A 17,989-nucleotide genomic window follows, 5' to 3' on the forward strand; every position below is an offset into this window, starting at 1 on the left:
GATGTCACGCGTGACGACAGGACAAGCTGCAGGAGTGCTCACACGGACAGATATTCATAATATTCGCCATTATGTTCAGCATAAATATGGCGACTTGCCAAGTGAGCGGCGTGCAGAGATTGTCGCTGACGCGATGCAGCGCATCGTGCTTCGGCAATTGCCGGATTTCCCGGCGGCTTACAAGAAGCAGGTGAGCAGCGAGCTGCTTAGAAGCATCGCAGCTGGCGGGCAAATGCCGATCCAAGAGAAGCATATATTTGAAGCTTGCATGGTTCTATCTTATGAGAACGAACCGATACTTCTCGAGGCGCTTCATGATTGGACAGAGCGCCGGCTTGGCGTGAAGCTAGAGCTGGAGTCGTTCCGTGGTATTGTCGAGGAAGCGAAGCATATCATAAGCAACCCGTTGCTTGCCGTGGAAGCTTGGGATGCTGTTACAGGCGCGGCTGCTGTGAGGACAGCGGACAGCGGTGTGCTTGCTGAGGTAATTGCGTTACCGTTGAGCAGCAGGGGGATCAAGGGCAAGCCTCGCCAGTTTCTGATTATGGCTGTTCTGCTCGGCGCTACGATGTTTGGTTATGCGTCGTGGTCGCTGCCTTTCTCCGATACGGTGGCGAAGACGAATAAGATGCCGATTGCAATGGAAAAGAAGGCGGAGCAGGCTGAAGTGAAGCAGCTGCAAGGCGGACTGCCGAAAGAACTGCGTTACGTTGAGGTCGACAGGACGAAGCTCGTCCAATTTCTGCAGAAGAAGTCTTCCCTGCTCGCAGAGGAGCCTTATCTGAGCGCGATCATCAATGCAGCAAAGGCGAACAACGTTCACCCGCTGCTGTTATTCGCTATTACGGGACAGGAGCAAGCTTTTGTACCGAAGACGACGAAAAATGCCCGGAAGATTGCGAACAATCCGTTTAACGTGTTCCACAGCTGGCAAGAGTTTAATACGACGATCTCGGAATCTGCGAGAGTCGCCGGCAAGACGATTAACCATATTAGTGCCGATCGGCCGGCCGATATCGATCCATTCGTTTGGATTAACCTCAAGTATGCAGAGGATCCGAATTGGTCGAACGGTGTGAGCCGTATCATGGATACGATGGTCCGTCAAATTATGATTGAATGATTAGAGAGGCGATTGTTTGAAGACATTGATCATTGCAGAGAAACCCGATATGGGCCGGACAATTGCCGCAGTTGTAGAACCGCGAGCGCAAAATAAACGAGCGTATCTGGAAGGCGAGAACTATATCATTACGTGGGCGATTGGCCATTTGGTCAGTCTTGCCGAGCCTGACCAGTACGACCCTAAATATAAACGGTGGAATGAGTCGGATTTGCCGATCATTCCGGACCGATTCAAGCTGTGGCCGAACGCCCGTACGAGGGATCAGCTGACGATGATTGCGGAGCTGTCGAAGCGCTGTAATCGACTCGTTAACGCATGCGATGCGGGGCGCGAGGGACAGCTTATTTTTCACCTCATTAGACAGTATTTGAAAATGCCGCAGCCGACGGACAGGCTGTGGATTTCCGACTTGACGCCGGAAACGATTCGCCGCGGCTTCGACTCGCTGCGCAGCGATCAAGAATATGATGCGCTGACGCGTGCAGCACGCGCGCGAAGCGAGGCGGACTGGCTGGTCGGCATGAATGCATCTCGTGCGTTTACGATCCGCCACAAGACTTTGCTCTCCGTCGGGCGAGTGCAGACTCCGGTATTGGCGCTGTTGTATGACCGGCATCGGGAGATTACTGCTTTCGATAGCGAGACTTATTTTGTCGTACAGGCGACGTTCTCCCAGGAGGACTTCAACTATAAAGGCGTATGGCAGGGCGACCGGATTACAAAGCGCGAGCAGGCAGATGAGCTGGCTAAGAAAGTGTCGAATAAACCGGCGAAGATCATTAGCTATACGGTGAACGAGTCCAAGGAGTATCCGTACCGGCTCTATGACCTGACGCTGCTGCAGCGTGAAGCGAACGGGCGATTCGGTTATCCGGCGAAGAAGACGCTGGACATTGCCCAAGCGCTATATGAGAAGCACAAAGTCATTACTTATCCGCGGACGAGCTCTAACTATGTGACGGAAGAGAACATCCCAGTGATGGGTAATGTACTTAACATGCTCAAGCAAACGTCATACGGAGATTTGGCCAATGGTGCGGATCGCAGCAGAGTGCATAAGGGGAATAAAGCGGTATGTAATCCAGCCAAGGTTGAGGATCACCATGCGATTCTGCCAACGCCGAAGCGTCCAGGTGCACTCAGCAAAGAAGAGCAGAACATCTATGACATGATCGTGCGACGTTTCCTGTCGCACTATTATCCGCCTGCGGTGTATAACAACCACGATGTCATGACCGAGGTGGAAGGGGAACAGTTCCGCACGCGTGCGAAAGAGCAGCTTGAAGCGGGATGGCGTGTTGTGCTGAGCGGCGCGGATGATGGCGATGGGGCGAAGAGCAAGGGCAAAGGGAAGAAGAAGGGCGATGACAGCGCAGACGAGAGCGATGATGAGCTCGTCGAGACCGATCGGCCGTTCTCCGTGAAGCCCGATGCGCCGGTCCATTGCGACGCTGCAGAAGCGCTGGAGAAGGCGACTAAGCCGCCGAAAGCGTACACAGAAGGAACGCTGCTCAAGGCAATGGAAAGCGCAGGCAAGGCGATTGAAGACGAGGAGCTTCGCGATGCGATGAAGCAGACCGGTCTTGGAACGCCGGCGACGCGCGCTGCGACGATTGAGCGGCTGAAGCAGGTCGGCTATATCACAACCGTTGGCAAACGGTTGGATATCACGACGAAGGGCTGTGCCGCGATCGAGCTGATCCGCGGAGCGGGCGTTGAGCTGCTCGCTTCGCCGGAGATGACGGGCAGATGGGAGCAGCGGCTCCATCAGATCTCGCGTGGCGAAGCGTCGGACGAGCAGTTCATCGCGAAGGTGAAGCAGTTTGCCGAGATGATCGTCGGCAAAGTGAAGCTGCAGCGGCCTGCGGCAGCTAGCGTATTCGCTGAGCCCGAGTCGGCGAAAGGCGCTGCGAAAGGGGCCAAAGGCAAGAGCCGCGGCGCATCGAAGTCCGCAGGCGAGGCGTCCGAGAAGAAGCCGCGCGCTTCAAGCAAGGAGAGAGTAAGCAAAGCGAGTGGTGCTGCTTCCTCCTCCTCTGCTGCAGCAGCTCCGATCAGCGGACCTTCCGTTATCGCGCCATGTCCAAGGGCGGGTTGCGGCGGAGAGATTGTAGAAGGCAAGCGCGGCTATGGATGCATGAAGTTCCGCGAGGGCTGCAAGTTCGTCATTTGGAAGGAACATGAGGGCAAGAAAGTGACCGCGGCAATGGCCAAATCCCTTGCGGCAAATGGCGAGACCCGCAAATCAACATTCAAGCTCGATAATGGAGAGAGTGTTTCAGGGAAACTGGTTCTTGTAGACAAATCGACCGGTGCTGTTGAGTTTCGGCCTGCTTAGCGGCAAGACGGACATGGGGGAGTACAATGGCTCGTAACCTTATAATTGGTATCGATGGCGGGGGAACCACGACGCGGTTGATTGCAGCAGATGGAAGCGGCAAAGTGCTGGCTTATGCTGAGGAAGGGTGCAGCAATCCGAGAAAGGATTCAAGTGCGAAACAGCATGTGCAGAATGGAATCCATAACCTGTTAAGCAAGGCAAACGCAAGCGTGGATCAAGTCGTTGCAATCTCAGCTGGATTTGCTGGACTAGACAGTAAAGAAGATTACGAATGGGCGTCAGACTTCCTAGTACTGGATGGTCTTAATTGCCCGAAAGTAATCGTAAATGACGCTGTTGTTGCGCATTCTGGCGCATTGATGAATAAGCCGGGCATTGTGGCGATATCTGGAACAGGCTCGATCATCTTCGCGATTAACGAAGCGGGCAGCCAGATCCGCAATTATGATTTCCATCACTATGCGGCTACGGCGGCAAGATTTCTAGCATATGATGCGGTGTACCAAATTATCGCTGGCAATACGGTAGTTGAAGACGAGCCATTCGTGCAAGAGGTTCTGCGATTCTGGGATGCGGAAGACATCACTGCTCTGAGCAAGCTCGGCAGTACAGGGTTCATCTCGGATAATGTCGAACGGACACTCCGTTTCGGGCAGATGGGTCCGCTCGTCACTACGGCTGCAGCGAATGGGAGTCCGCTTGCGCGTCATGTCTGTGACCGAGGAGTGGAAGCACTCGATACGGGAATTCGGCTCCTAGGATCTTGTTTCGAGGAGGACACAATCCATGTTGCTTTCATTGGCAGCGTTATTCGTGATGAGTATGTCCGAACAGCGCTCACACGAGCGCTCGAACGCAAGACCAATCGCGAGTACCTCGTTGTGGAGCCGGCGCTATCGCCTGCAGCAGGCGCCGTACTGCTCGCGGTAGAGGCTGCTGGCATCAGAACAGACAAGACCACGGTAAACAACCTGAGACAGCACCAGTAGCCCCATAACAAGTGAAAAGGCTTGGCCCAAGAACAGAGAGCAACAGCTCTCATACTCTGGGACAAGCCTTATTTGTGTTAAAGCAAAGCAGCTGAAAAGCTCTAAACGCACTAATTCCCGCGCTTCTGCAAATAGCTGTGGATGCTCGTCGGAATGTCGCGCAGCTTATTCAGCGTAAGGAATGCGCCTTTCGGCTCAACGTCAATGCCTACAATATTGTAAGCCCATTCGGCGTCGGCCTTCATATGGATGGCATTAATGCCCGTTGTTAGAGCAGGGATCACGTCTGTTCGGATCGAGTTGCCGATCATCCAAGTATCCGGACGGTTAAACTTGCCTTCACGAAGGATGCTCTCCATCGCTTCAATATTCTTCATCGAACGTACGTAAATGCGAGGTCCGAAATAACGCTCAAGCTGCATCTGTTTAATCTTACGCTCCTGAATGAGCAGTTCGCCGCCTGTATACAGGTGAAGCTCATGCCCTCTTGAAGCAAGCTCATCCAGCGTCTCCTCCATATGCGGATAAGGCTCTACATCATGTTCGTAGACGCTGCGTCCAAGTTTCCACAGCTGTTCTTCCTCGACCGGGGAAGTACGTCTGCCAACCAGGTTGGAGTAATGGCGATACGTATCGATAAACGACTGCGGGAAATGATCGCTCTTGAATCCGACAAGATGAACGCCCGCGATATCAATTTCCGTCTGCTTGTCGCGAATTTCCGCTGCAGTAATGTTATAGCCACGGAACCAATCTGTCATCAGATCGGTGAATTGGTCAATAACGAAGTAAAAATATTTGTTACAATAAATGAGCGTATCATCGAGATCGAATAAAATGGTTTGTTTCATCTTAGGCACGGCTCCTTCTCCAGATGACTTCGATGTAGATACAATCTACCGCATCTTGGGATTCGCCGTCAAATCGAATAGGATTGGAACAATTTACTAATACTGAAGGTTGGAGGTGAGTGAAGGGATGCCAACGAATCGAAATACGAGAAGCAAAAACCGCGACAGTGAGACTGGAATGAAACAATACTCCGTCAGTATTAGCCCAGAGAAGCAAGCGAACAGACCGCCGAGCATGAACGGAATTAATAAGCAACTGCCTTAACGCGAACGGCGATTGGGGTCAGTCTCTATATGTATTCGTTAGCAATTCCCATTGCTGCCGGCGGAGCCATATAGAGACTGTTCGGCACGTGCGTGACGTACTAATCAAGCATATTTATGAAGCTTCGCAGTCAGATCCTGCTTAATATAAGCGAGTCTCCTGCGAACATAGAAATCATAGCTGGCGCCTTTCAGTTCCCGAGGACTTATGACCGCATCTGAGCTGTTATCAATAATGGTCAATGAGCCGTTGGAATAAAACTTAAACGTTAAGTCTCTGAAAGGGCGATGCGTCTCAATAAAACGATAATTTTCACAGTTATTCATGTTGGTCAGCCTCCTTACGATTGGCGAGTAGATTAGAACGTTTGTTCTTGTTTTTAGTATAGCAAACATTTGTTCGTATGGAAACTATTATTTTTTTCCCTTAAACTAGATTCATAGATTTACACGAATTGTTAGATAGATGCAGCAGCAAACGCGATTATAAAGGAGCGCCATTCATGATCAAAGTCAGCCAATTAACGAAACAAATTCCCGGCGGACCGAAAGTGCTGAAGGGAGTCAGCTTTGATATAGAACCCGGTGAATTTATTGCAATCAAAGGCGCAAGCGGCAGCGGCAAGTCGACGTTGCTTCGCTGTCTCGCTTTAAGAGAGAGCTGGACGAGCGGGTCCTACATTGTAGATGGCGTTGATATTTTGAAGAAAGGCATCCTCGGCAAGATGAAAATTCGCCGCGAGATGGCTTACCTCGAAGAGAAGCCGACCCTGATCCCGAATCGAACAGCATTGAAGAACGTTCTAATCGGCGCAGTGGGGCAGACGCCGGCTTGGCGCAGATTAACAGGCATGGTGCGTAATGACGATTATATGGGCGCGATGGATATGATTGAGAAGGTTGGCCTCATCGATAAAGCCCATCAGAAGGGCGACAAGCTGAGCGGCGGCGAGAAGCAGCGTGTGGCTGTCGCAAGAGCGCTCGTTCACGGCGCGACGGTTCTCCTCGTCGATGAACCGGTATCCGGCCTTGATCCCCATGCAGCAGAGCAGGTGCTCTCGGACTTGAAAAACATGTGTAAGACGCAGCGTATCTCTATTGTGGCTGTCATGCACCAAGGCGATTGGGCAGAGCGTTTCGCAGATCGCATTATCGGATTGAATAATGGGGAGCTTGTACTTGATATTAAGGGCAGAAGAATGACCGAACGGGAGAAAATGCTGCTGTGACCCGCCCATCAATTACACAAGCTAACGGGATCAAGCTTCGTCTGATTAAGCAGGATGAACTGGACGCTGCCCATAAGCTGGAGCTCGACTGTTATACTCCAGAGGCGGCTGCAACTCGGGATGCTTTTACTTTTCGTCAGGCGAACTTTCCGAATTACTTCTGGTCAGCTTGGAATCAAGACGAGCAGCTTGTTGGGCTCGCCTGTGCCGTACGCACTTATGCCAGCAGTTGCGAAGGGGATGATGTTAAAGGCGCACACAGCGCTGAGCTAGGCGGCAATCATCTCTGCGTATTATCCGTTGCAGTATCGCCATTGGCACGTTCGAACGGCATTGGTCAGGCATTGATGGAAGCGCTTATCGATCAAGCAGTGCGGGATAAAATATCGTCCATTATCCTTATGTGTGAAGATTTCCTTATTCCGTTCTATGAAAGGCTCGGATTCCGTTACATCAATCCTTCTAAATCTGCACACGGCGGCATCGCTTGGCATGAGATGAGTAGAATCATCGACTAGGTTCACGGCATACAATGGAACATTAACCTATATAGGCAGGTGTTCCGACATGGCATTCCAGTTCCCGGCCGTTGTCCAGGCATCGCGGATTACATTCCCAAAGGCAGAGATTTGGGTTCCTGTAGTTAGCGGGCTGCATAATGCGGCTGCGCGAAACAGTATAAACGGTAAGATCCGTCAAACCGTCCGTGAATTAATCGAGAATCAAGGCTCGCTGTCAGATCCAAGAGCAGATATGCAAGGATATTTTGAAGTGAAGACGAACGAGAAGGACGTGCTCAGCCTGTCATTATTTAATTACGCGTACACAGGCGGCGCGCATGGGCTCACACTTCAAGAGTCGCTCACCTTCGATACGACTACAGGAAAGTCCTACGCGCTTGCCGAGCTATTCAAGCCAGGGAGCGGCTATGTTAATCGCATCTCAGATATCGTCAAGACACAGATCGCAACGCGGCAGATTGCGACGCTTGATCCGTTCCAATCCATCAGACCGGACCAGCCGTATTATATTGCCGACCGTTCGCTCGTCGTCTATTTTGCGCTCTATGAGCTGACGCCGTATGCATTTGGTTTTCCTTATTTCCCGATCCCGGTGTATGATTTAAGTGATATTATTAATCCGAACGGTCCGCTCGGACGCATGGACGTCAACAATTGATTGAGGGAGATTCCTATGATTTATATTCTCATTCTTCTGCCGGTCGCGATTATTCTCTTGATTGGCAATGCCAAGCAGAAGCAGCGGGAGAATAATAAGCCGATTATTGATCGAAGCTATGTCGGAGATAGCCATAAGCAGCCTGTTCCGGCACATAGGAATGCTCCCTCAGTTCAACCTGCTCTACATAATTCAAACGATGAAGAGCAGTCCGTACTTATCGTAGACGATCAAATGGCGATTCGGATTTTGCTGCGGGAGCTCTTCGAACAGGAGGGACTGCTCGTTTACGAAGCGGTGAACGGTACATCGGCCATTGAGGTTGCCAGCAGCCACCAGATAGACTTCATTCTCCTTGATCTGAAAATGCCTGATATGGACGGGATCGAAGCGCTGCAGGAAATCCGGAAGTTTAACAAGACGGTGCAAGTCGCGATGATTACCGCCTTCGGTGACCCAGACAAGCTCGACAAGGCGAGGCAGCTTGGCGTGCAATCGTTCTTCACGAAGCCGTTTGACATTGATTACTTACGCAATTACGTACTCATCAGTCTGAACAATGCTAGGCAGAACACAGCCGAATAGCAAAGAATCAAACCGCCGCGGGCATATCCCTGCGGTTTTTTTAATGGGAATGCAAGTGCTGACAAGTGGCGGCCGCTCATAGAGTCAATTAGGGGGTGGCGCTTATGATTTGGCTCGGTCTTGGGTTCCTATGCTTTATGGCGCTGTGCGGTTTAACCCTCTTTCTAGCACGCAATGCGGAGCAGCAAATGAAAAGATCCTTACATCAATCGCTGCTTAATCACTCTGCTTATGTACGTTACATGCAGGATAAGCATGATCTGAATGGAATTGGCTTCCCGCAGCAGCTCACCAGGTATATGGGGGGCTTCTCAGCCTTCAGTATGTCGTTTTCGTCTATGGCGCTGATCGGCGGAGCTGTAATGCTGCTTGGACCAGCTGTAACAGCAGGCGGCCCGATTACAATCGGTTTCGGTTGGCCGCTGCTTGCACTTTTCGGCCTTGTAACGGCTTGCTCACTCGCTTCCTTCGCATCGACGACGCCAACGGCAGGAGGGAGCTACCATTGGGCGTTATCCGTAGGCGGCAGAAGAACCGGGCTATGGACCGGCTGGCTTCATCTGGCTGGCACGCTGATTATGCTCGTCACTACGAATCTTTTGCTGGCGGATTGGATGTACACCTTAATGGTGCGATATTTAAGCTATGCTGGCGGCAATGAGCTGTTCTACGTGCTGCTGATCGCTATTTTCATAACACAGGCGCTTCTAAATGCAAGAGGGGTACATGCGCTCGGGCGTATACTCGGTGGTAGCGCTCTGCTTCAACTGGTGCTTGTCGCTGCACTAATTGCCTTTCTAGCCTATCTTGTATGGCCAGGCATTTATCCCGTTCAGGTGCTCGCAGGTGCTCATAATGTATTCAGCACTCCGTTAGAGACGGGCGACCGATCGATCCTACTCGGAATGCTGCTGCTCCAGAGACTATTTATTGGCGGTGAATTCGCTGCTCAGACAGCGGAGGAAACGAGGGATCCGCGCATAAATGTGCCGTGGTCGATGTTCTTCTCTACAGTTGCAATTGGCGTGCTCGGTTTCGTATTGTTTACGTTCCTGCTTATGCATTATCAGGTTGGAGGCATAGGGGGATATAATGCGTATCAAGTGATGACAGATTGGTTCGTGAACATGTGGGCGGAATGGGGCGCATTTCTGCAGTCGATCTTCTTAATCGCCATCGTGGCTTCTGGTTGGTTGAGCGGCTCAGCGGTCATGGCATCGGCATCCCGCAATTTGTTTGCGCTTGCTCGGGATGAGTCGGCCCCTTATGCAAAATGGCTCGCCAATATCTCGGTCGATTTCCGCGCGCCCGTGTATGCCATCATCGTGGCGTCCTCTGCTGCATGCTTGGCATCTCTCGTCATTAAGTCCGCTTCACTCAGCGTGACATCGCAGGCATTGCTTATCCAGCTGTCAGCGCTAATGATTAGCTTCATGCATGCTTCATATGTCTTGCCCATTGCGGCGCGACTATGGGGAGAATGGCGCAATCCACTAAAGGGCGGACGTACGAAGAGACATCGTGGACCTTGGAACATGGGTATATATGGTACCGTGATTGATATTACAGCGCTCTTCTGGCTGGCGACCAGCGCTGTGGTTGCTTTCTTTGAATTGCAACCATTCGTGCTGCTCTTTGCTTGCACAGTGCTGCTAGCTGGCGGTATCTGCATTGAGATGAGGCACCGTGCCATGGTCAAGAAGCTGCCAGTGAAGATTGTTGGCTCCACCAGATTCACGAGAAGGTCTATAGACGAATGTATCAGAATTGAAAGAAAATTCCCGCAACACTGAAAATAAAAGCTGAGGATCTTCAGGAAATATTTCCTCATTTCCTCGTTTTCATTTCCCGGGCAAGCGCACAAAGTAACAGAAAAAGATTCGTTTCGACATTAGTGAAATCGACGCAGTTGTCGAAATGAAGTGAATTCGGTTAATGCCATTAATCGTTGCCAATCCGTACGAATACAGCGTATAATTCGCCTAAGGCTTGAGCGAATCGGAGGTAGGCACGTGGAACTTGGAACGGTATTGTCAATAAATGTGGGAAAATTGCAAAAGATGCAGCATGGCTCTAAGGAAATAATAACCGGAATCAACAAAGCGGCAGTTAGGAAATTTCCCATTGCATTGGCGCGGCTAGGGCTGGAAGGCGACGCCCAAGGCGATCTCGTCTTCCACGGTGGCGAGGACAAAGCTGTCTGTGTCTATTCCGCGGAACATTTCCCATTCTGGTCAGAAAGATGGCAGCGTCCTGTAGAAGCGGGAGCGTTCGGAGAGAACTTTACGGTATCGCAGCTTACTGAGGGAGATCTCTGCATCGGTGACATTCTGCGTGTGGGAGAAGCAATTGTTCAAGTTAGTCAACCTAGACAGCCATGTTACAAGCTCGGTATGAAGCACGGACTCCCGCAGCTCGCGGTTGAGGTGCAGGAGACGGGCTATACGGGATTTTACTTGCGCGTATTGAAGGAAGGCAGCGTTCAAGAAGGAGACAAGCTGCTGCTGCAAGAGCGCCATCCGGCTGGAATAACCGTTACTGAAGCGAATCGCGTCATGCATAAGGATAAAAAGGATCTCGCCGGTATCCGCAGCTTGCTTGCGGTTCCTGAGCTTGCAGTGAGCTGGCAGCAGCAGTTGAGCAAGAGGCAGGGGGCACTGCGCACCGATGGCTGATCAACAGACAAAGGACGAATTCGCCGTTTATCTGGAGGCTTATCCACTTGATGCGGGATGGCGTGCAGTGAGAGAAGAGAGCGGCATGAACAATACAACGCGAATGATTTACTCCGGCAGCGAGAAGTATGTGCTTCGCGTCTACGATAATCATCAGGATCAGGACATCGTGGCAATCGAGCATCATTTGCTTGCCCGGCTTCAGCAATCGGCGCTTTCCTTCGCGGTCCCTGTTCCTGTGCAGAACATCCACGGTGCTACGATCACAGTTGGTCCGAGCGGCAAGCTTGCCGCTATGTTCCGCTACATAAACGGTGTCCGGCCAACGGTTGATATGCCGGCGCATATTCGTGGGCTAGGGTTTGCGGCAGGCGAGCTGACTCGGGCATTTTCGGATCTGGCAGCGAGTGTGCCTCAACAGTTGAAACCACAGTATAAGCCGTACTATGAACTTAATGAAACATACGCGGAGATAAGCACAGAACGTCTTACAGAGCTGTGCAAGACCACCGAGAAGCTTGCTGGACAAGCCGATAAACTCGGTTATATCATCGAGCAGCTCGAGCAATTAACGGCATTAAGAAATCGAATCGCCGAGCTTCCGCATCAGTGGATTCATGGTGACATCGGCTTCACCAATGCACTTGCCGATAGTGAGCGCATAGTAGGCGTGCTTGATTTTGAATTTTGCACGATCGATGTGCGCGTCATGGAGCTTGCGGTTGTTCTGGCTGAGCTGCCAATCGATCAAGCCGATGAATCGTTAAGACGAATCTCGCTGTTCGCCCAAGGCTACGGCGAAGCGACACGCCTTACAGAGGCGGAGGTACAGTTGCTCCCATCGCTTATTAAGCTTCGGATGCTGGATATCTTTTTGCATTTTGCAGGAAGACTGCTTGCCGAAATCGACGGAGAAGACATCTGGTATCGCCAAATCGACCGTGTATATTTCGTCTGCCAGTGGGTCGACCTTCATCACGATGCACTTCTAGCCGTCTTTAGACAAAATCTCGCACCATAACGACAAACAAGACGAACCCAATAGATTCATTCTTCGCAAAGAAGCATGAGCGGCCCCGTTATTGTCATATAGATAACATTGCAGGCTGAAGATGGCTGCACACATCACAACCTTCGCGGCATACGACCATGCTCGAGGCAGGAGGCACCCTTATGAAAAGTACAGCGGAGCGTCTTGGATACGGCCCGAACGAGAGAGTGCTCATCATCAATGCGGACGATTTTGGCTTATGTCACTCGACCAACAAAGGAATTCAGCTGCTGCTCGAGAACCGCGTCGTCTCGTCGGCATCCCTTATGATGCCTTGCGGCTGGGCACGCGAAGCGGCACTATGGTGTGCCAGACATTCGCAGCTGGATGTCGGCGTGCATCTCGCGACGACAAGCGAATGGGATCTGATGAAATGGGGACCGGTTTATCGCGGCGGCTCAACGCAGTCGCTTGTGACGAGCGAAGGATATTTTCACAAGGATGTCAAGACGTTTGAGCGCAGAGCGGATGGCCAGCAGGTGAAGCAGGAGATGATCGCCCAGATCGAGATGGCGCTTCAGCTTGGCGTTAACGTTTCGCACGCGGACAATCATATGGGGAGCCTGTATGGACTTCAGACAGGCCGAGATTTCTTGAAGGATGTGTTCGATGTCTGCGCGGGTTTCGGGCTGCCGTTCCGGCTGCCGCGTTTCTTGCTGCTCGAGTCAGGTGATCCAGCGCCGCCGGAGCTTGCTGCACAGGCATTAAAGTTTGCGGAAGAAGCCGATAAGAGAGGAGTCGTCGTACTTGATTATTTGGTCGCGCTGCCTTTTCACACGCCTACTCCGAATGAGACTTATGCCCAGTTCAAAGCTCAGATGATCTCGCTCATACAGCGCTTGAGACCTGGCGTTACCGAGCTGTTCATTCACCCGTCACTTGTAACGGATGAACTGTCGGCATTCCATTCGGAGCCGCTTCGGCGAGGGATGGAGATGGAGATTTTTCGTGATCCTGAGGTGCTGGAAGCGATGCGCGCCGAGAATATTATCCGGATTGGATGGCGGGACCTGCGGCATTATCAGCGGAGAAAAGGATAGCCGGGAGCTGTTAATCGGTTGTCCTTCGCTGGTGGGCGGGCGTCCTGTGCCATCCTTGTTTATGTAAACCGGACAAGCTGTACTATGACAGGTAAGAGCCCGATTTTGCTGTAATAGTCGTTTCTAAGTGCTGTTTTGTAAAGAAACGCTATTCGGCATTTACAACTAATGGTATACTGATAGTTGTGAATTTAATAATTATTCAGTCAATTTAGCAGTCAATTCAGAGGGGAGTGGAGCGAATGTCGGTACTTCCAAAGCAGAATGACTTGGGATTTTTCGAAATTAGACTGGAATCGATCGGCGGATTGGGCGCGAACTTGGCTGGCAAAATGTTGGCTGAAGCTGGCGTAGTTGGAAGCGGATTCAATGGTGTGAGCTTTTCCTCTTATGGTTCGGAGAAGAAAGGCTCGCCGGTTAAGGCACATATTCGGTTCTGCGATTTGGACACGAATATACGTGATACGACACCGGTCGAGCGGCCGCATATAGTTGGCGTTTTTCACGAGAACCTTTCCAAAACAGTCAATGTCATCAGCGGAATCTACGAGGATAGCGTTGTACTGGTCAACTCTACGAAATTACCTGAACAGCTGAAAGAGAAGATGAATTTGTCCGCTGGTACACTTGCCGTAGTCGATGCTACAGGCATATCGCTCGAGGAGAACAATCGAGTGAACATGGCGATGCTGGGCGGCCTGTTCCGTCTCTGCAGCTTCCTGGATTTCGAGCATATGAAAGGAATCATCCGCAAGTCGCTTGAGAAGAAGTACCCGCAGGCGGTTGAGCCGGCACTGCGTACGTTCCAGCGCGGCTATGACGAGGTGAAGTTCCAGACATTTGCGCTTCCGGAAGGGGCACAGATGCCGGAGCCGAAACGTTGGGACATTCCGACGCTCGGTTACGAGACGCAGCCGATTGGCGGCATGATCATCAATCCCGGCAACAGCGTGCTGAAGGATCTCAGCATCTCGCGCCAAGGGATGATGCCTCATTTTGACGATGACAAATGTATTCACTGCGCTGCATGCGATACCGCGTGCCCGGATTTCTGCTTCGTATGGGAGGAGCAGCCGGATAAGAAGGGACGTCCGCAGATGTTCCTGCAGGGAATCGATTACCAATATTGCAAAGGCTGTTTGAAATGCGTTGTTGCCTGTCCGACTGAAGCGCTCTCCTCGGAGCGGGAGACGGACGGTTATGGAGAAGAGCATCGTGTACCGCACAGATTTGTTTGGGCAACAGGTACTGATTAAGGCCCAAGGGGCTTAATCAGTACCTGGCAGAAGCGAATTAACGTCGACTAACTTTCAACTTGTTCGAAAGAGAGGAGCGGGAAGCTGTGGCCATCGAGATTAACAAAGAAGTGAGTCAAGGTACTGTGGAGCAGCGCATGGTGTACGAGTCAGGCAATGAAATGGCAGCGTATGCCGCGCACCAAATCAATTATCATGTGATGGGCTATTTTCCGATCTCGCCTTCAACGGAGGTCGCGCAATTTCTAGATTTAATGAAAGCGAACGGTCAGCATGACATTAAGCTGATCCCGGCGGACGGCGAGCATGGTTCGGCGGGTATTTGTTACGGTGCATCCGCTGCGGGCGGACGCGTATTCAACGCGACTAGCTCGAACGGTTATCTGTATATGCTGGAGCAAATGCCGGTACAGTCGGGTACTCGGTTCCCGATGGTTATGAACCTGGTATGCCGTTCGGTTTCGGGGCCGCTTGATATTCATGGCGACCACTCCGATTTGTACTATGCGCTGAATACGGGCTGGCCGATTCTAATGTGCCGCGACCCGCAAGCGGTGTATGACATGAACATTATGGCGATTAAGCTGGCGGAAGATCCGGAGGTTAGACTTCCGGTGCTCGTTGCATCCGACGGCTATTTCACGTCCCATCAGAAGCGCCGCGTGCAGACATTTGCACATCGTGCCGACGTTCATGCTTTTGTTGGCGAACACTCGCCGGAAGGCTTCAAGCATGTGCTTGACCGCAACAATCCGGTTACGGTCGGTCCTTACATGAACGAGCCGGATTATATCAATAACTGCTATCAGCAGTCCCAGGCGATGTACAGAGCGGGCAAAGTGTTCGATCGCATCCGCCAAGAATACGCGGCGCTGACAGGCCGCGATTATCCGATACTTGATCTGTACCGGATGGATGACGCCGAAGTGGCCGTATTCCTCATGAACTCATCATCGGAAATTATTAAGGATGTTGTCGATCAGCTGCGCGCCAAAGGCATTAAGGCAGGCTCGATCGCACCGAACATCATTCGTCCGTTCCCGGCGGCAGAGATTGCCGAAGCGCTTCGCGGCGTGAAGGCTGTCACGATCGGCGATCGTGCGGATTCCTACGGCGGCCACGGCGGCAATATGACGAACGAGATCAAGGCAGCGCTGTTCACGGCTGATGTGAAAGATACGCTTGTCATCAGCCGGATCTACGGTCTCGGCGGCAAAGACTTCTACGCGGAAGACGGCCACCATCTGTTCGAGCTGGCGATCGAAGCGGCAGCGTCTGGCAAAGTTGCAGTTCCATTCGATTACTGGGGTCACACGCCAGGCGATCCGGACAAAGCGCCGAAGCGCGTGCTTGAACCGCTTGCTTATGAGGACTTGAAGACAGGTCTGATCACGGTTGACCGCGATGAGGCAACAGGCAAGCTGAAGGTCAAAGTGCCTCCAGTCCGCCAGTTGACGAAGAAGCCGAAGCGGCTTGCTCCAGGCCATGGCGCATGTCCGGGCTGCGGTATTTTCTCCGGTCTCGAGCTGTTCTTCAAAGGCATCGAAGGCGATATCGTCGCGCTCTATCAAACGGGCTGCGCGATGGTTGTTACAACGGGCTTCCCGTACTCCTCGCACAAAGCGACATATATTCATAACCTGTTCCAGAACGGTGCGGCAACGCTGTCGGGCGTTGTGGAAATGTTCTGGGAGCGCAAGCGCCGCGGCGAGCTGGATCAATACGACTTGAAGGATGACTTCACGTTCGTCATGATCACAGGCGACGGCGGTATGGATATCGGTATGGGCCCTGCAATCGGAAGCGCGCTTCGCAATCATAAGATGATTATCCTCGAGTACGATAACGAGGGCTATATGAATACAGGTGCGCAGCTGTCTTACTCGACGCCGCTTGGCCACCGTACGTCGACATCGAACGTCGGCAAGCATCAAGGCGGCAAGCTGTTCCACCACAAAGACACTGCGCAAATTATGGCTGCGACGAACATTCCGTACGTCTTCACAGGCTCGGAATCGCTGCCGCAGGACTTGCTGCGCAAAGCGGCGAAGGCGCAGTATTATGCGCAGAACGTCGGCCTTGTGTACGGTAAAATCCTTATCACATGTCCGCTCAACTGGTTGTCTGAAGAGAAGATCGGCCAAGAGCTCATCGACGAGGCCGTGAACTCCTGCTTCTTCCCGCTCTACGAGGTGGAAGAAGGCGTGACGACGATCACGTACAATCCGGAAGACAAGGGCAAGCGCATTCCGCTCGGCGACTGGCTGAAGAACATGGGCAAGACGAAGCATATGACACGCCCAGAGTACGCGCCAGCGCTGAAGTCGTTCGAGGACGAGGTTGAGCGCCGCTGGCAGCGCTTGAAAGCGAAACACGAGAACGAGTATCTATAAGCTGTAAGTTTTTCAGATGACTAGGGACGGTAAGACGGAGCAAGGCGCGGCGGCGAACAGGCGTCCGCGCCTTGTTTTGTTAAGCGATACGTAGAATGGGTTTGAAGCGAGGAGAGTTGCGAATCAAATGGCTATCGTGCTGAGACATCGGGGAACTGGTGAAATTGCATGCGGTATGCTTCAGAATGTGTATCATTTTGCATATTATGGCGCGCTCTGGTGGGAAGATATGGAGACGGCAGAGCAGCTGTATGAAGAAGCGCTTGCAGGTGCCGGCTATGAGCCGGATTCGGGCTGGGATTTGCTCGAGGTGAAAGAAGAGCGCCTGAAAGTATTCAATGTGAAGCTGAACAACGATGCAAGGCGTAAGCTGGTGCTTCAGAATGATGGGAGCCTCACGCTGATTAAACCTTAAATTGGAGCGCTAGAAGAGGGTGGTGCACCTGCATGCATGTGACGGATGAAGCTAGTTTTCAACAACTAATCGGCTTGCAGTCCGATGCGGATATTCAAGCCTTCGGCCAGCAGCTGCGTGAAGACGGATTCACGGCGCTGCGCCGTTTTCTTGATGATTTCCGGGACTACCTGCGCCACTACGAGGACGAAGCATGCGAACAAGCGGAAGAACTGATGCGCCGCGCGAAGCTTGCGGTACCTGAGCCAGGTCGTACAAGCCCGTCTTGGACGTATATCTGGACGGAGTTTGAAGGCATCGTCCAGTCCAAACGGGACATATTTCAGTCGATCCCTTCCAGTCAACGCGACGGCGAGTGGCAGGTGCTGCTCGATAATCCGTTTTCCAATCAGAACATCGCCGTATATCCGGGACTCACTTTCATCGAGGCGGTCTATATGTTCGCCTACTTCCGGACAGGGCTGACGAATAGCGAATACATCCGATTGCAGAAGATCGCAACCGTGATGACGTTCACAGGCGCGGACCGGGACGGACTGCAGCCGATTGCGAGCTTGTAACGTACTGCGATGAAGAACGATTAAGGCGCGGTACAAAA

The 17,989-nt window shown here is 52.1% G+C and carries 18 protein-coding genes; 16 read left to right on the top strand and 2 right to left on the bottom strand.

Features of this window, described 5'->3' with window-relative positions; translation table 11 throughout:
• Positions 1-10 precede the first annotated feature (10 nt).
• From A8990_RS18085 to A8990_RS18095, 3 genes are read left to right on the top strand one after another with little or no spacing between them, the layout of a single operon-like run.
• Positions 11-1,123 (top strand): glucosaminidase domain-containing protein, encoded by a 1,113-nt coding sequence (locus tag A8990_RS18085; protein WP_181909648.1) that lies wholly within the window; start codon positions 11-13, stop codon positions 1,121-1,123.
• Between the two features lie 16 nt (positions 1,124-1,139).
• Entirely contained in the window at positions 1,140-3,461 is a 2,322-nt protein-coding gene (locus A8990_RS18090) for a type IA DNA topoisomerase (RefSeq protein ID WP_116190446.1), read from the top strand.
• Positions 3,462-3,487: 26 nt separating this feature from the next.
• Positions 3,488-4,453 carry an ROK family protein gene (locus tag A8990_RS18095; protein WP_116190447.1) on the top strand — a complete coding sequence of 322 codons (966 nt, stop codon included), beginning with the start codon at positions 3,488-3,490 and terminating at the stop codon, positions 4,451-4,453.
• Between the two features lie 110 nt (positions 4,454-4,563).
• Here the strand turns inward: A8990_RS18095 and A8990_RS18100 are convergent, their stop codons facing one another.
• Entirely contained in the window at positions 4,564-5,304 is a 741-nt protein-coding gene (locus A8990_RS18100) for an HAD family hydrolase (RefSeq protein ID WP_116190448.1), read from the bottom strand.
• Positions 5,305-5,431: 127 nt separating this feature from the next.
• Here A8990_RS18100 and A8990_RS31605 point away from each other — a divergent pair, with 127 nt between their 5' ends.
• Positions 5,432-5,569 (top strand): hypothetical protein, encoded by a 138-nt coding sequence (locus A8990_RS31605; RefSeq protein WP_181909649.1) that lies wholly within the window; start codon positions 5,432-5,434, stop codon positions 5,567-5,569.
• 104 nt (positions 5,570-5,673) lie between these two features.
• Here the strand turns inward: A8990_RS31605 and A8990_RS18105 are convergent, their stop codons facing one another.
• Positions 5,674-5,895, bottom strand: a complete 222-nt coding sequence (locus tag A8990_RS18105) for a hypothetical protein (RefSeq protein ID WP_116190449.1) — start codon at positions 5,893-5,895, stop codon at positions 5,674-5,676.
• 176 nt (positions 5,896-6,071) lie between these two features.
• On the opposite strand from A8990_RS18105, the gene A8990_RS18110 reads away from it, so the two are divergent.
• The 12 genes from A8990_RS18110 to A8990_RS18165 all read left to right on the top strand — a co-directional run bounded on the left by A8990_RS18110 (position 6,072) and on the right by A8990_RS18165 (position 17,951).
• On the top strand, positions 6,072-6,797 hold the full coding sequence (locus A8990_RS18110) for a phosphonate ABC transporter ATP-binding protein (RefSeq protein ID WP_116190450.1): 726 nt from the start codon (positions 6,072-6,074) through the stop codon (positions 6,795-6,797).
• The gene (locus A8990_RS18115) at positions 6,794-7,315 is read left to right on the top strand and encodes a GNAT family N-acetyltransferase (RefSeq protein ID WP_116190451.1); all 522 of its coding nucleotides are present in this window, start codon (positions 6,794-6,796) and stop codon (positions 7,313-7,315) included. Before A8990_RS18110 ends, A8990_RS18115 begins: the two co-directional genes overlap by 4 nt.
• A 49-nt stretch (positions 7,316-7,364) precedes the next feature.
• Positions 7,365-7,976, top strand: coding sequence for a DUF3298 and DUF4163 domain-containing protein (locus tag A8990_RS18120; RefSeq protein ID WP_116190452.1), 612 nt, complete (start codon positions 7,365-7,367; stop codon positions 7,974-7,976).
• 15 nt (positions 7,977-7,991) lie between these two features.
• Complete coding sequence (locus A8990_RS18125; RefSeq protein ID WP_116190453.1) at positions 7,992-8,561, top strand: response regulator; 570 nt, start codon at positions 7,992-7,994, stop codon at positions 8,559-8,561.
• Between the two features lie 104 nt (positions 8,562-8,665).
• Positions 8,666-10,354 (top strand): APC family permease, encoded by a 1,689-nt coding sequence (locus tag A8990_RS18130; RefSeq protein WP_116190454.1) that lies wholly within the window; start codon positions 8,666-8,668, stop codon positions 10,352-10,354.
• A gap of 267 nt (positions 10,355-10,621) precedes the next feature.
• A complete protein-coding gene (locus A8990_RS18135) occupies positions 10,622-11,236 on the top strand; it encodes an MOSC domain-containing protein (RefSeq protein WP_116190511.1) in 615 nt (204 codons plus the stop codon).
• Positions 11,229-12,257 (top strand): phosphotransferase, encoded by a 1,029-nt coding sequence (locus tag A8990_RS18140; protein ID WP_116190455.1) that lies wholly within the window; start codon positions 11,229-11,231, stop codon positions 12,255-12,257. The genes A8990_RS18135 and A8990_RS18140 overlap by 8 nt, the downstream gene beginning before the upstream one ends.
• Positions 12,258-12,409: 152 nt before the next feature.
• Positions 12,410-13,327: a polysaccharide deacetylase family protein gene (locus A8990_RS18145; protein ID WP_116190456.1), complete on the top strand. Its 918-nt coding sequence runs from the start codon at positions 12,410-12,412 to the stop codon at positions 13,325-13,327.
• Between the two features lie 242 nt (positions 13,328-13,569).
• Complete coding sequence (locus A8990_RS18150) at positions 13,570-14,583, top strand: 2-oxoacid:acceptor oxidoreductase family protein (RefSeq protein ID WP_116190457.1); 1,014 nt, start codon at positions 13,570-13,572, stop codon at positions 14,581-14,583.
• An 86-nt stretch (positions 14,584-14,669) separates the two neighbouring features.
• Entirely contained in the window at positions 14,670-16,976 is a 2,307-nt protein-coding gene (locus A8990_RS18155) for a thiamine pyrophosphate-dependent enzyme (RefSeq protein WP_116190458.1), read from the top strand.
• A gap of 127 nt (positions 16,977-17,103) precedes the next feature.
• Positions 17,104-17,391 carry a hypothetical protein gene (locus tag A8990_RS18160; protein WP_116190459.1) on the top strand — a complete coding sequence of 96 codons (288 nt, stop codon included), beginning with the start codon at positions 17,104-17,106 and terminating at the stop codon, positions 17,389-17,391.
• Between the two features lie 32 nt (positions 17,392-17,423).
• Positions 17,424-17,951, top strand: coding sequence for a hypothetical protein (locus A8990_RS18165; RefSeq protein WP_116190460.1), 528 nt, complete (start codon positions 17,424-17,426; stop codon positions 17,949-17,951).
• Positions 17,952-17,989: the final 38 nt, after the last annotated feature.

The sequence above is a fragment of the Paenibacillus taihuensis genome, assembly GCF_003386535.1.
In the GTDB taxonomy this organism is placed as follows: domain Bacteria; phylum Bacillota; class Bacilli; order Paenibacillales; family Paenibacillaceae; genus Paenibacillus_Z; species Paenibacillus_Z taihuensis.

What these genes read in the sequence shown, in the direction of transcription:
- A8990_RS18140 (WP_116190455.1), top strand. Translation starts at nt 11,229, where the DNA reads ATGGCTGATCAACAGACAAAGGACGAATTCGCCGTTTATCTGGAGGCT.
- A8990_RS18135 (WP_116190511.1), top strand. Translation starts at nt 10,622, where the DNA reads ATGCAGCATGGCTCTAAGGAAATAATAACCGGAATCAACAAAGCGGCA.
- A8990_RS18150 (WP_116190457.1), top strand. Translation starts at nt 13,570, where the DNA reads ATGTCGGTACTTCCAAAGCAGAATGACTTGGGATTTTTCGAAATTAGA.
- A8990_RS18125 (WP_116190453.1), top strand. Translation starts at nt 7,992, where the DNA reads ATGATTTATATTCTCATTCTTCTGCCGGTCGCGATTATTCTCTTGATT.
- A8990_RS18130 (WP_116190454.1), top strand. Translation starts at nt 8,666, where the DNA reads ATGATTTGGCTCGGTCTTGGGTTCCTATGCTTTATGGCGCTGTGCGGT.
- A8990_RS18120 (WP_116190452.1), top strand. Translation starts at nt 7,365, where the DNA reads ATGGCATTCCAGTTCCCGGCCGTTGTCCAGGCATCGCGGATTACATTC.
- A8990_RS18110 (WP_116190450.1), top strand. Translation starts at nt 6,072, where the DNA reads ATGATCAAAGTCAGCCAATTAACGAAACAAATTCCCGGCGGACCGAAA.
- A8990_RS18160 (WP_116190459.1), top strand. Translation starts at nt 17,104, where the DNA reads ATGGCTATCGTGCTGAGACATCGGGGAACTGGTGAAATTGCATGCGGT.
- A8990_RS31605 (WP_181909649.1), top strand. Translation starts at nt 5,432, where the DNA reads ATGCCAACGAATCGAAATACGAGAAGCAAAAACCGCGACAGTGAGACT.
- A8990_RS18145 (WP_116190456.1), top strand. Translation starts at nt 12,410, where the DNA reads ATGAAAAGTACAGCGGAGCGTCTTGGATACGGCCCGAACGAGAGAGTG.
- A8990_RS18095 (WP_116190447.1), top strand. Translation starts at nt 3,488, where the DNA reads ATGGCTCGTAACCTTATAATTGGTATCGATGGCGGGGGAACCACGACG.
- A8990_RS18105 (WP_116190449.1), bottom strand. Translation starts at nt 5,895, where the DNA reads ATGAATAACTGTGAAAATTATCGTTTTATTGAGACGCATCGCCCTTTC.
- A8990_RS18165 (WP_116190460.1), top strand. Translation starts at nt 17,424, where the DNA reads ATGCATGTGACGGATGAAGCTAGTTTTCAACAACTAATCGGCTTGCAG.
- A8990_RS18100 (WP_116190448.1), bottom strand. Translation starts at nt 5,304, where the DNA reads ATGAAACAAACCATTTTATTCGATCTCGATGATACGCTCATTTATTGT.